This window comes from Nocardia sp. NPDC019395 (assembly GCF_040632335.1).
GTDB lineage: Bacteria > Actinomycetota > Actinomycetes > Mycobacteriales > Mycobacteriaceae > Nocardia.
This window is the reverse complement of record NZ_JBEYBT010000001.1, coordinates 1,587,533-1,601,583: the sequence shown is the minus strand read 5'-3', so window position 1 is coordinate 1,601,583 and position 14,051 is coordinate 1,587,533. Positions and strand designations below refer to the sequence as shown.

General features: G+C 68.1%; 14 protein-coding genes. 4 read left to right on the top strand and 10 right to left on the bottom strand.

Annotation, left to right across the window (positions count from 1 at the left end):
* Positions 1 to 62: 62 nt before the first annotated feature.
* The 7 genes from ABZ827_RS06635 to ABZ827_RS06605 form a co-directional block, all read right to left on the bottom strand.
* Positions 63 to 956, bottom strand: a complete 894-nt coding sequence (locus tag ABZ827_RS06635; protein WP_357233489.1) for a 3-methyladenine DNA glycosylase — start codon at positions 954 to 956, stop codon at positions 63 to 65.
* A complete protein-coding gene (locus tag ABZ827_RS06630) occupies positions 953 to 2,020 on the bottom strand; it encodes a hemolysin family protein (RefSeq protein WP_357233487.1) in 1,068 nt (355 codons plus the stop codon). The genes ABZ827_RS06635 and ABZ827_RS06630 overlap by 4 nt, the downstream gene beginning before the upstream one ends.
* The gene (locus tag ABZ827_RS06625; RefSeq protein WP_357233485.1) at positions 2,013 to 3,422 is read right to left on the bottom strand and encodes a hemolysin family protein; all 1,410 of its coding nucleotides are present in this window, start codon (positions 3,420 to 3,422) and stop codon (positions 2,013 to 2,015) included. Before ABZ827_RS06625 ends, ABZ827_RS06630 begins: the two co-directional genes overlap by 8 nt.
* Before the next feature lie 261 nt (positions 3,423 to 3,683).
* Entirely contained in the window at positions 3,684 to 5,120 is a 1,437-nt protein-coding gene (locus tag ABZ827_RS06620) for a GuaB1 family IMP dehydrogenase-related protein (protein ID WP_357233483.1), read from the bottom strand.
* 71 nt (positions 5,121 to 5,191) lie between these two features.
* Positions 5,192 to 6,502, bottom strand: coding sequence for a DEAD/DEAH box helicase (locus ABZ827_RS06615; protein ID WP_357233481.1), 1,311 nt, complete (start codon positions 6,500 to 6,502; stop codon positions 5,192 to 5,194).
* A gap of 34 nt (positions 6,503 to 6,536) precedes the next feature.
* A complete protein-coding gene (locus ABZ827_RS06610) occupies positions 6,537 to 7,475 on the bottom strand; it encodes a M56 family metallopeptidase (protein WP_357233479.1) in 939 nt (312 codons plus the stop codon).
* Between the two features lie 38 nt (positions 7,476 to 7,513).
* A complete protein-coding gene (locus tag ABZ827_RS06605) occupies positions 7,514 to 7,903 on the bottom strand; it encodes a BlaI/MecI/CopY family transcriptional regulator (RefSeq protein WP_357233477.1) in 390 nt (129 codons plus the stop codon).
* Positions 7,904 to 8,184: 281 nt separating this feature from the next.
* Here ABZ827_RS06605 and ABZ827_RS06600 point away from each other — a divergent pair, with 281 nt between their 5' ends.
* Entirely contained in the window at positions 8,185 to 8,892 is a 708-nt protein-coding gene (locus tag ABZ827_RS06600) for a hypothetical protein (protein ID WP_357233475.1), read from the top strand.
* Between the two features lie 183 nt (positions 8,893 to 9,075).
* Positions 9,076 to 9,522, top strand: coding sequence for a PaaI family thioesterase (locus tag ABZ827_RS06595; RefSeq protein ID WP_357233473.1), 447 nt, complete (start codon positions 9,076 to 9,078; stop codon positions 9,520 to 9,522).
* Positions 9,523 to 9,612: 90 nt separating this feature from the next.
* On the opposite strand, the gene ABZ827_RS06590 is transcribed toward ABZ827_RS06595, so the two are convergent.
* Positions 9,613 to 10,377 carry an SDR family oxidoreductase gene (locus ABZ827_RS06590; protein ID WP_357233472.1) on the bottom strand — a complete coding sequence of 255 codons (765 nt, stop codon included), beginning with the start codon at positions 10,375 to 10,377 and terminating at the stop codon, positions 9,613 to 9,615.
* A gap of 194 nt (positions 10,378 to 10,571) precedes the next feature.
* Between ABZ827_RS06590 and ABZ827_RS06585 the strand changes: the two genes are divergently transcribed.
* A complete protein-coding gene (locus ABZ827_RS06585; protein WP_357233470.1) occupies positions 10,572 to 12,203 on the top strand; it encodes an ABC-F family ATP-binding cassette domain-containing protein in 1,632 nt (543 codons plus the stop codon).
* 82 nt (positions 12,204 to 12,285) lie between these two features.
* A complete protein-coding gene (locus tag ABZ827_RS06580) occupies positions 12,286 to 12,519 on the top strand; it encodes a helix-turn-helix domain-containing protein (RefSeq protein WP_280422023.1) in 234 nt (77 codons plus the stop codon).
* Between the two features lie 83 nt (positions 12,520 to 12,602).
* Here the strand turns inward: ABZ827_RS06580 and ABZ827_RS06575 are convergent, their stop codons facing one another.
* Both ABZ827_RS06575 and ABZ827_RS06570 read right to left on the bottom strand, forming a co-directional pair.
* Positions 12,603 to 13,562, bottom strand: a complete 960-nt coding sequence (locus ABZ827_RS06575; RefSeq protein WP_357233469.1) for a hypothetical protein — start codon at positions 13,560 to 13,562, stop codon at positions 12,603 to 12,605.
* 12 nt (positions 13,563 to 13,574) lie between these two features.
* Positions 13,575 to 14,021 carry a hypothetical protein gene (locus ABZ827_RS06570; RefSeq protein WP_357233467.1) on the bottom strand — a complete coding sequence of 149 codons (447 nt, stop codon included), beginning with the start codon at positions 14,019 to 14,021 and terminating at the stop codon, positions 13,575 to 13,577.
* Between the last annotated feature and the right edge of the window lie 30 nt (positions 14,022 to 14,051).

Here is a 14,051-nt window from a genome sequence, read left to right as displayed (position 1 = left end):
ATTGTTCAGTGATGGTAGCGATTCGGGCCCGGGGCAGGGGCGGTTTCGCCGAAATGTCTGGGTCAGTCCAGCGCTGCCAGTAGCGATTCGCAGGAGTCCAGCAGATGCCGGCGCAATACCGCTGCTCGATCGGCGATCGCAGCCTGGGCTCGGACGTAATCGGCCCGTCCGGCCGGGGTTTCGATCGGGACGGGTTCGTAGCCGTATTCGCGCAGATCGTACGGACTGGCGCGCATATCGAGCTCGCGGGCATCACGGGCCAGGGCGAAACAGTCCAGCAGCAGATCCGAGCACAGCAGCGGAGAGAGTTTGAAACTCCACTTGTACAGGTCCATATTCGCGTGCAGACAGCCCGGCTGCTCGCTGTGCAGTTGGCCGTCCCGGGTGAGTTGCCGGTCGTTGCGGCCGACGGCGGGCGGGGTGAAGAACCGGAACGCGTCGAAATGGGTGCAGCGCACCGGCATCGACTCCACCACGGCATCGGTACCCGCGGCGCCGAGACGCAGCGGGACCGCATCGTGGCGGACCTCCCCGGCGCGGTACACCATCGCCCATTCGTGCAGGCCGAAACACGACAGCTGGGCCGGTCGCGTCGCGGTCGCACGCAGTAGGCCGGCGATATAGGCCACGGTCTCGCCGCGGCTGCGGAGAAATCGGGGATCGGCGGTGACGACGACCGAGGCGGGGTCTGCGTCGTCGAGCAGGTGGTAGCCGCGCAGGCCCGTGTACTCGGGAGCGCCGCGCAATGCGACACCGTAACCGGGATGCCAGCGCCGTAGCTGAGCGGGCCGGTGGCTGTAATAGGTCCACAGGAAATCGAGCACCGGATGTTTCACCCCGGCCGCGCGGCGCTGCAGGTAGTCGCCTGCCAGGCTGTCGGCCCGCGCGCGGTGTGCGGTGGCGCGGGCCCGCCACTCGGATTCGGCGAGTATCCGGAGGGTGACCCCTGCCGTCATTCGGCCACCCGGTGCGTGGCATCGCGCACTGTACCGACGAACTGTTCGACCAGATCCTCCAGTGCGACGATGCCGACCGTGTTACCGCGCGCGTCCACCACCCGGCCGAGGTGGCTGCTGGTCCGCCGCAGTCTGGCCAGTGCCTCGTACAGGGTGGTCCCCAGCAGAACGGTCGGTAGCGGCCGGATATCGGTCCGCGGTATCTCGGTGTTCGGTCCGGCCGCCTCGTCGGATACCTTGTCGAGTACGTCCTTGACATGCAGGTAACCGACCAGGGAACCGTCGGCGGCCCGCACCGGGTACCGGGAGAACCCGGTTTCGGCGACCGCGTTCTCGATATCGCCGAGGGTGGTGCCGCCCGCCCCGCGTAGCGGGACGGTGCGCATCCGGTGTAGTGGGACCATCACCTCGGCCACGAACCGCTCGCCCGTACCCAATGCCTGGGTGAGGCGGCGGTGCTCCTCCTCGTCGAGCAGCCCCTCGGACCGGGATTCGCCGATCATCTCGGCGAGTTCGTCGCTCGAAACGGCGGCCTCGAGTTCGTCTTTCGGTTCGATCCGCAGCATTCGCAGGGTGGTATTGGCCGCGAAGTTGTAGATCGCGATGAGCGGCCGGGCGATGCGCAGCCACGCCAGATGCAGCGGCACCAGCAGCAGCGCACTGCGTTCCGGCCCGGCGAGGGCGATGTTCTTCGGGATCATCTCGCCGAGCAGGATGTGCAGGATCACCACGATGGTGAGTGCCAGGACGAACGACACCGGGTGGAGCAGGGATTCCGGTAGCCCGGCCAGTTCGAAGGGGTGTTCCAGCAGATGCGCGACCGCGGGTTCGCCGACGCGGCCCAGCAGAATCGAGCAGATGGTGATACCCAGCTGCGCGGCGGCCAGCATCATCGACAGGTTCTGTCCCGCCCGGATCACGGTGTCGGCGTTGCGTTTACCCTGTGCGGCCAGCGCTTCGAGCCGGTCACGCCGGGCCGAGATCAGCGCGAATTCTGCGGCGACGAAGAACGCGTTGCCCGCCAGGAGTACGACGGTGAACGCGACGGCGAGTAGATCACCCATGGTGGTGCTCCCGTCCGGCCGGTTGCTGTTCGCGATGTAGCGATGCCGCGTCGATCGATGCGGCATCGACCGGTACGAGCCGGATCCGGTCCACGCGACGTCCGTCCATCCGCTCGACCCGGGCGAGCCAGCCGCCCGGTCCGTCGATATGACGCCGATCGGGTCCGCGATGCTGCGGGAGGACGACCGTATCGCCGGCCACCGGGATGCGACCCAGTCTGGTCAGCACCAGGCCACCCAGGGTTTCGTATTCGCCTTCGGGGGCGATGTAGCCGGTAGCTCGCGATACCTCGTCGATCCGGAGCAGACCGGAGCAATCCCAGCCGTCGGAGACGCGGCGTACATCGCGCTCTTCCTCGTCGTGCTCGTCGCGTACATCGCCGAGGATCTCCTCGATGATGTCCTCCATGGTCACCAGGCCCGCCGTGCCGCCGTATTCGTCCACGACCAGCGCCACCTGCATACCGTCGGCCCGCACCCGTTCCAGGACCTCGTCCCCGTCCAGGCTGGCGGGAACAACGGGAACGGGCTGGGCGATCTGCGCCAGGCCCACCCCTGCGCGGGTGCGCGCGGGATGTGCGAACGCCTGTTTGACGTGCACCACGCCGAGGGTGTTGTCCAGATCGCCGTCGATCACCGGGAACCGCGAGAATCCCGTGCGGGCGGCCGCGGCCAGCAGGTCGCCGATGGTGCCGGTGCGGTCCAGCGCCTCGATCTTGACCCGCGGAGTCATCAGCTCCTCGGCACTACGTTCCCCGAACTGCAGCGAACGGTCCAGGATCTGCGCGGTGCGCTGGTCGAGGGCGCCGTGCTGGGCGGAGGTCCGCACGAGCGAGCCCAGCTCCTGCGGGGAACGCGCGGAACGGAGTTCCTCGGCGGGTTCCACCCCGAACCGGCGTACCGCCCAGTTCGCCGAACCGTTGAGGAACTGGATCATCGGTTTGAACACCGCCGAGAACGCCACCATCGGCCCCGCGGTTGCGCGTGCGGTGGCCAGGGGAGCCGCGATCGCGATGTTCTTCGGAACCAGTTCGCCGTAGATCATCGAGAGCGAGGTGGCCAGGATCAGGGCCAGGACGAGCGAGATACCGGTGGCCGCGGAATCGGGAATCCCCACGGCGCCGAACAGCGGTGTCAGAAATCGGGCCAGCACGGGCTCGGCGATATAACCGGTGATCAGCGTGGTGATGGTGATACCGAGCTGGGCGCCGGACAGCTGGAACGAGAGGGTGCGATGTGCTTGGCGGACGGCGCGCGCCCGGACATCGCCGCTGCGGGCGTGCGCTTCCACCGTGCTGCGTTCCAGAGCGGTGAGGGAGAATTCCGCGGCTACGAAGAGAGCTGTGCCCGCGGTGAGCGCCACGAACCCGATGAGGCTCGCGATGGTGAGTAGGACGGACATATCACCACCACCCGGCGAGCATCGGCATCAGCGAAGCGGGTCGAACCGGAGGTCGGTGGAGGGTCGTGCGGAGGGGGACGCCGGGTCTGTCACCCGGCTCGATAGATGAGCCCTCCTGAGTGGCGCCCTCGGACGCGGGTGACAACTGGTTCCTTTCGTCCTGAAGATTCGTGCCGGCGGCCGCCGACGATCCTCATGGTACCGGCCTGTGCACCCGGGTGCACAGGCCGGTGTACTCCGGTATCGGAGGGCCCGAGCGGTTCACCACCCGCCCGGCAGCGGACGGCCCTCGGCGAATCCGGCCGCTGACTGGACGCCCAGTACGGCGCGATCGTGGAACTCCGCGAGGGTGCGCGCGCCCGCATAGGTGCACGCACTGCGGACGCCGGAGCAGATATGGTCGATCAGATCCTCGACTCCGGGACGCTCGGGGTCCAGGAGCATCCGGGAACTGGAGATCCCCTCTTCGAACAGGGCCTTACGCGCCCGGTCGTAACCGTGATCTGCGCTGGTACGAGCCGCAACCGCACGTTTGGAGGCCATTCCGAAGCTCTCCTTGTAGGCCTTGCCCTCCCGGTCGACCCGCAGATCGCCGGGGGACTCGTAGGTTCCGGCGAACCAGGACCCGATCATGACATTGGAGGCGCCCGCCGCGAGTGCCAGCGCGACATCGCGCGGATGCCGGACACCACCGTCGGCCCAGACATGCGCACCGAGCTCCGCGGCCGCGGCGGCGCATTCGGCGACCGCCGAGAACTGGGGACGGCCGACACCGGTCATCATGCGGGTGGTGCACATCGCTCCGGGCCCGACTCCGACCTTCACGATATCGGCCCCGGCCGCGATCAGATCTCGGGTGCCCTCGGCGGATACCGTGTTCCCGGCCACCAGGGGTACCCCGAGGCTCAGGTCACGGATGGCGCGCAGGGTTTCCAGCATTCGCACCTGATGTCCGTGGGCGGTATCGACCACCAGGACATCGGCGCCCGCGTCCACCAGCGCCTTGGCCTTGGCCGGCACGTCACCGTTGATTCCGACGGCGGCGGCGATCCGGAGCCGGTTTTCCTGATCGACGGCCGGGGTGTAGATCCCGTCCCGGACCGCGCCGGTGCGGGTCAGCACACCCGCGAGGGTGCCGTCCGGGGCGAGCAGGACCGCCAGGCCGGCGTGTGCGGCCTCGAGCCGGTCGAAGATGTAGGAAGGCTCGGCCGTCACCGGAGCGGTGACGAAATCGGTGGTGGCGATCTCGCGCAGCCGGGCGAACCGGTCGACATCGGCACAGGCCGCTTCGGTGACGACGCCGACCGGCCGGCCCTCGTCGACCACGACGACCGCGCCGTGCGCCCGTTTGTGGATCAGCGCCATGGCATCGGAAACCGAATGATCCCAGGTGAGAGTCACCGGGGTGTCCGCGGTGAGCGAGCGGCTTTTGACGAAGGCGATGGTCTCGGCAGCGGCATTGTTGGGCAGATCCTGCGGTAACACCACGATCCCGCCGCGCCGGGCCACCGTTTCCGCCATCCGCCGCCCGGCGACGGCGGTCATATTCGCCACGACGAGCGGGATGGTGGTGCCCGAACCGTCGGACGTGGTGAGGTCCACGTCGAACCGGGAGGCGATATCGGTGCGGTTCGGAACCAGGAAGACGTCGTTGTAGGTCAGGTCGTACGGCGGGGTTTGCCCGGGGAGAAACTGCACTGCACCCATGGTAATAGGGAGCCGGCCGTGGTGGGCGGCATCGCGGGGTGCGGCCGTCTACCGCACGGTCATCACTTCGCCCGGCGGCGATGTGGCCGGCGGGCCGGCGGCGGGGCAGCGGCCCGGTGTCCTCGTCCGGACCCGCGCCGCGGCCTGTCCCGATCGCGGGCGGCGGGTTCCGGGGGTGCCGACGGGGCGCCGGCCGGTGCTCGGGCACCGGTGAGCTGCTGGAGTGTCCGATCGTCCGGGCGGACGGTGTGGGTCACCACGTCGACCCCGGCTGCCCGCGCCAGAGCGGTGACTTCGGCGCGCTGGTCCGGGGTCACCACGGTGACGACCGTGCCGCTCGCGCCGGCCCGTGCGGTACGGCCGGCTCGATGGACATAGTCCTTGGGGTCGGCGGGTGGGTCGGCGTGGACGACCAGCGATACCGCGTCGACATGGATACCGCGTGCGGCGATATCGGTGGCGACCAGCGCCGAGACCCCGCCGTCGGCGAATGCCGCGAGCGTGCGCAGCCGCCGGTTCTGAGCGCGACCGCCGTGCAGTGCCGCGACCGCGATGCCCTGCTCGCGCAGTCGCCGGGTGAGTTTCTCCGCGCCGTACTGGGTGCGTACGAACAGCAGGGTGCGTCCTTCGCGCGCGGCGATCCGCGCGAGCACGGCGGGTTTGTCCGCGGGTTCGACGTAGAGCAGGTGGTGGATCGCGACGGCTGCCGCGGGCTCGGGGGCCACGCTGTGGGTTACCGGATCGCGTAGATACCGCCGGACCAGATCGTGGACCGATTCGTCGTCGAGGGTCGCCGAGAACAGCAGTCGCTGTCCGTCACCGGGGGTCGCGTCCAACAGCTGCCGGACCTGGGGGAGGAATCCGAAATCGGCCATATGGTCGGCTTCGTCGATCGCCGTGACCCGCACCGAGTCCAGTACCGCGGCGCCCTGCTCGACCAGATCGGTGAGCCGGCCGGGGGTGGCGATCAGCAGATCGACACCTCGCTGGAGTTTCTCGGCCTGCCGGGCGGTGGGCATCCCACCGACAGCGGCGGCCAACCGGAGTCCCAGCGCGAAGGGTTCCAGCGCTCGCTCGATCTGCAGCGCCAGTTCACGGGTCGGGGTCAGGACCAAGCCACGCGGGGCGCGGGGAATGGCGGGCCGCCCGGCGAGCCGGGCGAGCATCGGCAGACCGAACGCGAGGGTTTTGCCCGACCCGGTCGGCGCGCGACCCAGAATATCGCGACCGGCGAGTGCATCCGGAATGGCGGCGTCCTGGATGGGCAGCGGGTCGGTGAGGCCTTCCCGGCGCAGGGCCTGGACCGTGAGCACCGGCAGACCCAGGCGGGCGAACGGGGGAGGGCCGGCCGGATCGGCCGCTTTCGCGGACACCGGTGGCTGTGGCTCCGGGGCTCCTCGTACGGGTTCAGGCACGGAAGAGCCGGCTCAGCTCGACCAACCAGGGAATCGCGACCGACAGTGTCGGCACCACCAGGATGGCGATCGAGGCGAGATACGCGGCACCGGCGATCCGGAGATCGCCCAGCGGACCGGCCAGACGCTGGATCCGGATGAGCGTACTGGGGCCACCCACCGCGAGCGCACCCTGCGGGGCGATCGATTTCGAACACGCCACCAGGGCCCGGGCCAGGGGTTTGGGCCCGGTGACCTTCACCGCGGAATCGTCGGCGAGCAGTTCGATGAGCAGTTTCACCGAATCCAGTGCCGATTTGCTGCGGACGAAGCGGGGAAACGCCTCATGCGCCGCGGTGAACGCCTCGAGCACCAGATCGTGGCGGGCCCGCAGATGTGACCGCTCATGGCTGAGGATGGCGGTCAGCTCCTGTTCGTTGAGGTTGTCCAGGGTGCCCGCGCTCACGACCACGCGCCGCCGCAGCCCGGGCAGGCAATAGGCGATGGGCTCGGTGGCCGAGAGCACCCGGATATCCGCGGCCCGGCGGACCGGACCGCTCTGATCGAGCAGGTCCACCAGCATGCGGTGCCGGGCCCGGCGCCGGCGGGTATGGATCCCGACCCGGATCGACGCGTACATCAGCCGCCCGCCGACCATCAGCGTCAGCATGAAGACGGAGACATATGCCAGCCACAGCGGCAGCCCGAGCGCATCGATCTCATCGGTGGGTTTGGTCGTGGGCCGGCCGTCGGGGCCGGGGACCAGGAGTTCGGCGGCGATGGCGAGGCCGGAACTGAAGGCGCTGAGTACGGCGGCCAGGGCGATGGCCTGCCAGAGTACGAGTGCGGCACGGGGCACGCGGTAGGTCCAGGTCGCGCGACTGAGTGCCTCCGGAACGGGTCCGGCGAGAAGCAAGGCAAGTACGGCGAAGGCCGGTGCTGCTGCATCCATCGACTCTGCTCACTGCGTTGTGGGGCCAGGGTCCGAGCTCACTGCGGCGGTGCGGTGTCCTCGGTTGCTTCGAGCTTAGCGAGCGCATCCCGCAGGGCCGCGGCTTCATCCTTTCCGACCTGCTCCACGAAATGCACCAGGGCCGCCGCCCGGCTGCCGGCCTCCTCGGCTTGCTGCAGCGCATCCATCATGAGTCCGGCGACCAGCTCGTCGCGGCTGTGTACCGGAGCGTACCGGTGCGCGCGATCGTCGCGCCGCTGCACCACGAGGTTCTTCTTCGCCAGTCGCTGGAGCACCGTCATCACTGTGGTGTACGCGAGTTCGCGGCGCGCCGACAGGGCCTCGTGCACCTGCCGGACCGTTTGTGGTTCGTCGGCGGACCACAACTGGTCCATAACCGCCTTCTCGAGTTCACCAAGTCCAGCCATCTCTCGATTTTACGACTTCAACGACGCTTGGGCGTACTACAGGGTGTCGTAACCGCGTGGGATTGGTCATAGCTCACAGTTTCATCTGCCTCGCCGGTGGGATAGGGGTGTTCTTCCGCGGGCTCCCGCAGCTACATCGCTGCGGGGTCGAGCGGGTGCGGGATACGAGGGGGCTGCGGCCATTAATTCTTCATTCGCGCGAAACACTTGCTAGGTCTGGTAAGGCTAACCTATCTTTCGATCAAGTCGTTGCTGCGAACGCCGATCCCGAGGAGGTTCGAATGTCCGAACTGGCCACTGTGCGCATCCCCCGTCCCTACGAGGCGCCGTTCGGTTCGGCATGTTCCCGCCTGCGTGCCCTGCAACCCGAGCATCCGCGTGTCTACGCCGCCGCTGCGATGGCCGATCAGGGCAAAAGGCGCTGGTGGGCGCTGTCCACGGGGCTGCGTGAAGGTCGGATCGATCTGATGTACCGGCGTCATGCCGCGGAAATGATCAGTGCGTCCGCGGCCGCGGAGGTCGTGGCCACCGCGCTGATCCACGCCGTGCTGGGGCGCGTCGCCGCGCTGTGGGTCGCCGACGGCCGCGCCTGGGATCCCGGGCTGGAGAATGTCTGGATCCACACCGACAACGACGGTGGTATCGACTGGGCGGGTCTGACGGATACGACGATTCGGGTAGTCGACGGTGACCGGCTGGCCGGCTCACCCGGCGTGGTGACCTTGCCGTGTGAACGGGCGATGTGGGTATGGCTCGCTTATCGCTGTGAACCCTCGCTGTTGCTGGTGCAGGGGGCACTGGCCCGCTGTGCGGGGTTGAGTCCGCGTCGTTTCTGGGCGCTGGTCGCCGAATCCGTTTCCGGCGCTACGACCTACGTTCCCGAGCTGGCGGGTGCGGATCCGGTGGCGGGCGCCCGCCGTGGGCAGGGGCTGCTGATGGCGCTGGAGGATCGCGGGCTGGCAATCCGGCGCGCGCAACGTGTTGCCTAGTTAGGTAAGGCTGACCTATACTCGAAAACGGCGTACGGATCGCGCGAGAGTCCCGAGGGCTGCGGTGACCCCCGATCCAATGCGCGCGACGGGCCCCACCTCCTGGTGGGGCCCGTCGCTTCCTTTCCGCATCCCGCGTGGCCGGTTCATTCCTGCCCCGGCCTCGCATGCGATTGTTGATCCATGACGGAACAGCAAACCCGGCTCCCGGATTCGATGGCCGATCTCACCGCCGAGGAGATGAACGAGATCAACAAGGGCACGTTCGCGGACCTGCTCGGTCTGCGGGTGACCGAACTGGGACCGGACCGGGTATGCGGCGAATGGGTCGTTACCCCGCGGCACCACCAGCCCGCCGGGATCCAGAACGGTGGTGTGCTGTGCACCGTCGTCGAAACTCTCGCCAGTACCGGTGGGGCCGCCTGGTACGGCGATCGCGGAGTCGTGGTCGGAGTCAACAACTCCACCGACTTCCTCCGCGCGGTACGCGAGGGAAAGCTCACCGCCGAGGCCACCCCGATCCATCGTGGCGGGATGCAGCAGCTCTGGCAGGTTGTGGTCACCGACGCCGACGGCCGTCTGGTCGCCCGCGGTCAGGTGCGGTTACAGAATCTGCCGCATCGATCCTGACCCACCCCCGCCGATACGACGGCGGTGGGCGGGAAAGAGAACGGGCCGCGGCAGTGCACAGACACCGCCGCGGACCGGTTCCGATCAGCCTCAGAGACCGCCGGTCGACAGCAGACCGCCATCGACACGGACTGTCTCCCCAGTGATCCACTCCGCCTGGTCGGAAGCCAGGAAAGCGATGAGCCGGGCCACATCCTCCGGCGAACCCAGCCGCTTCATCGGATAGGCCTGCGCGGCCGCATCCTCGTCCGCCGAATACAGCGCGTCCGCGAAACTGGTCTTCACGACGCCGGGCGCGACCGCGTTGACGCGGATCTTCGGGCCGAGCTGCCAGGCCAGTTCGTCGGTGAGGCGGATGAGTGCCGCCTTGGACGCCCCGTAGGCCGCGATCACGCCGGTCGAGCGCAGACCCGCCACGCTGGCCACATTCACCACGGCGCCCCCGTGCTCGCCCATCCACGCCTTGTACGCCTCCTGGACGTAGCCCAGCGCGGCGACGACGTTCACATCGAAGATCTTGCGGACGGCGTCCAGATCGGCTTCCATCAGCGCGCCGTACACCGGGTTGATACCGGTGTTGTTGATGAGGATGTCCAGCGATCCGAATTCGGTGACCGCGCGCTGTACGGCGGCCGCGCGAGCCTCGGCATCGCCCGAGTTCCCGGCCACCGCGACGACCTCGCCCTGGTGCCCCAACCCGCGCAGTTCGGCGGCCGCCTTGTCCAGCGGCTCGGGTTTACGCGCGGTGATCAGCACGTTCGCGCCCCGGCTCAGCAACTCCGCGGCCACCGCGTAGCCGATACCCCGGCTGGCCCCGGAGACCAGCGCGCTCTTACCCAACAGATCGGTGCTCATATCCGGGCACGTTACCCCGCACGGCCGGTTTCCCGGTCGGCGGCGGACCGCTGCGCCGCCCGGCCCGGGCGAGCACTCGGGCAGGCCGGGTAAAATCGGTGGTTCCGTGTCCGGGTACCGCCGATCATGGGTGGAACAACCGCCACCGAAGGCACCGGACCCCCTGTTCCCGACCCTACTCCGAGGAGATATCTGTGATCACCGCGACCGACCTAGAGGTCCGGGCCGGCGTCCGTACCCTGCTGTCCGCGCCGGGCCCGGCGCTGCGGGTGCAGGCCGGTGACCGGATCGGCCTGGTCGGTCGTAACGGTGCCGGGAAGACCACCACCCTGCGCATCCTGGCGGGTGAGGGCGAGCCGTACGCCGGAACGCTCACCCGGTCCAGTGATATCGGCTATCTACCGCAGGATCCCCGTGAGGGAAATCTCGACGTCCTCGCGCGCGACCGGGTGCTGTCCGCGCGCGGACTGGACGCGCTGATGCGGGATATGGAGAAACAGCAGGCGTTGATGGCCGAATTGGCCGACGAGACCGAACGCGAACGTGCAGTCCGTAAGTACGGCCGGCTCGAAGATCGTTTCTCGGCGCTGGGCGGGTACGTGGCCGAGAGCGAGGCCGCCCGGATCTGTCACAGCCTGGGCCTGCCCGACCGGGTGCTGGGTCAGGCACTGCGCACCCTCTCCGGCGGTCAGCGCCGGCGAATCGAACTGGCGCGCATCCTGTTCGCGGCCTCCGACGGCAGCGGCGGCCGCTCCGACACCACCCTGCTGCTGGACGAGCCCACCAACCATCTGGACGCCGATTCGATCACCTGGCTGCGCGGTTTCCTGCAGAACCACGACGGCGGCCTCATCGTCATCAGCCACGATGTCGATCTGCTCGCCGATGTGGTCAACAAGGTCTGGTTCCTCGACGCCGTTCGCGGTGAGGCCGATGTCTACAACATGGGCTGGACCAAATACGTCGATGCCCGCGCCACCGACGAACAGCGCCGCCGCCGGGAACGCGCGAACGCGGAGAAGAAGGCCTCGGCGCTGCGCTCGCAGGCCGCGAAGCTCGGTGCGAAGGCCACGAAAGCCGTTGCCGCTCAGAACATGGCGAAACGCGCCGACCGGCTTATCGCGGAACTGGACGAGGTGCGCGTCGCGGACAAGGTCGCGCGGATCAAATTCCCGGAACCCGCGGCCTGCGGTAAGACCCCGCTGATGGCGGAGAACCTGACCAAGGCCTACGGCTCGCTGGAGATCTTCACCGGTGTGGACCTGGCCATCGACCGCGGCAGCCGCGTCGTGGTGCTGGGTCTCAACGGTGCGGGAAAGACGACGCTGCTGCGGCTGCTGGCCGGCGCGGAACAGCCCACCGCGGGCGGGTTGGTCCCCGGCCACGGCCTGAAGGTCGGCTACTTCGCGCAGGAACACGACACACTCGACGATTCGGCCAGCGTTTGGGAGAACATCCGGCACGCGGCACCGGACGCGGGTGAGCAGGAGCTGCGCGGTCTGCTGGGGGCCTTCATGTTCAGCGGGCCGCAACTGGAGCAGTCGGCGGGAACGCTGTCCGGTGGTGAGAAAACCCGGCTGGCGCTGGCGGGGCTGGTCTCCTCGGCCGCCAATGTCCTGTTGCTCGACGAACCGACCAACAACCTGGACCCCATCTCGCGCGAACAGGTCCTGGACGCGCTGCGCACCTATGCCGGCGCGGTCGTCCTGGTGACCCACGATCCGGGGGCCGCCGAGGCGCTGAATCCGGAGCGGGTGATCCTGCTTCCGGACGGTACCGAGGACCATTGGTCGGCGGAGTATCTGGAATTGATTCAGCTCGCGTGAGTTTCATCACAAGAACTCATTGCCGGATGCTCGCCGAATGCTTAGCCTGAGAGAGACGCTGCTCGGCGACTCGGAGGAAGCCATGGGCGACAGACCGGTACAGAGCAAGAGCACGCTGGGTAAAGGCACCCGCGTCACGGGAAAGTCACGCGACCGCCTACAGACCCAGTTGAAGAAGCAATACGAAGCAGGAGCGAGCATCAGGTCGCTGGCACGAGCGACCGGACGTTCCTACGGGTTCATCCACAACGTGCTCACGGAGTCGCATGTGCAGCTCCGTAGCCGTGGTGGCGCGAACCGCCGTAAAGCACGCTGACCGCACGGTATTCGCGGGCCCGCCGCCGGGCATAGTCCGGCGGCGGGGTATCCGTGGGCGAGGGGACCGGCCCGGCCGGGCGGCTACCACCCGGATACGGCACCGTCTCCGTGGGCCAGCAGGTTGGCCAGACTCGCGAAGATCGGCAGTCCGGTCTTGATCTCCAGATAGGCGAACTGCCCCTGTGGATTGACCTCGAGGAAATAGTGCTCGCCGTCCAAGCCGATCCGCAGGTCCAGCACGCCGAAACTGAGTCCCAGCGTGCCCATCAGAATCGCCAGTGATTTGCTGACCGATGCCGGTAGCCGGGCGGGGGAGAAGTCGACCGAGATATCCAGCCGTGAATCGACTCGCCCCGCGCCCGCGGGGGAATCGATCCGCACCACCCACTCCTGTCCTTCCACCCACACCACACGCAGATCGCATTCCGGGTCGATATAGCGCTGGAAGGTGGTCGGCGACGAGCGGATGGCGGTCAGCCGGTCCAGATCGGCGGGTTCGACGAGCCGGGTCTCGGAGAACTCCGCACGCGAGGTTCCGGTGCGTTTGAAAACCACGGGAGCCCCGCAGGTTTCGACGAACTCCCGAGCCTCGTCCGGATCGTTGGTGATCAGTGTCTCCGGTAGGGCACAGCCGGCGAGGCGAGCCGTCTCCAATTGGACGATCTTGCGATGGGCGATCCGGTCGTGACCCGGGTCGTTGACCCAGCGGGCCGGGAGCGACCACAGCAGGCCCTGCGCGAAACCGTCGCATTCGGCCTGCCGATAGGCATCGTCGTCCGCGCGGACACCGGCGGGTACCCGGCTGGGATGCGGCCGCCGCCACCACACGGCACGGATATCGTCCAGTCCGGTCAGACCGGCCAGGGAGCGGGTCGTTCCGTGGCCGTCGAGCCGGAAACTGCCCGATTCGCGCGGAAAATCGCGAAGATCCAGCAGGAGTGGGTCGATCCCGTGTCGTTCTCGCAGTGTCGCCTGTACGGCCGCGGCGTGCAGATCGTCGAATTCGGAGACGATGAGGACCGACCCCGTACGGGTGGTCATCGATCGCGCCACTCAGTCGAGGCTGTCGCAGTGGATACCGTCGTCGCTGCCGTCACGCGACCTGGTCTGTGCGCAGGTGAAGGTAGCCGGGTGCACTGGAGAGTCGGCGATATTCAGTCGCGCCGTCCAGGCCTCGGTCAGCCGGCGTAGCTGTTCGTCGCCGAAGGCAGGCGACGGTGGCGCCGCCAGTGTCATCGGTCGTTCCCCCACATCGATGCGCAGTCGGCGGGTGAAATCGGCCGTCGCACCGGGCCGTATCTCGATCAGGACCGCGTCCGCGGGCATGGCGGTCCGGTTGTCGTACTCGCGGATGGCGAGCACATCGCCGCGGTGGAAGGTCCACGTCCCCTCCGCAACTCGTACCCGGATATCGCAGTCGGACTCGCCGACGACTACACCCGTGAGGGTGGCGGTCGCTCCGGATTGTGTTGTGCCGAGGGGGTGGAGGGCATCGGTCATCTGAATCTCCGATCTAGCTCGCAATGTGCC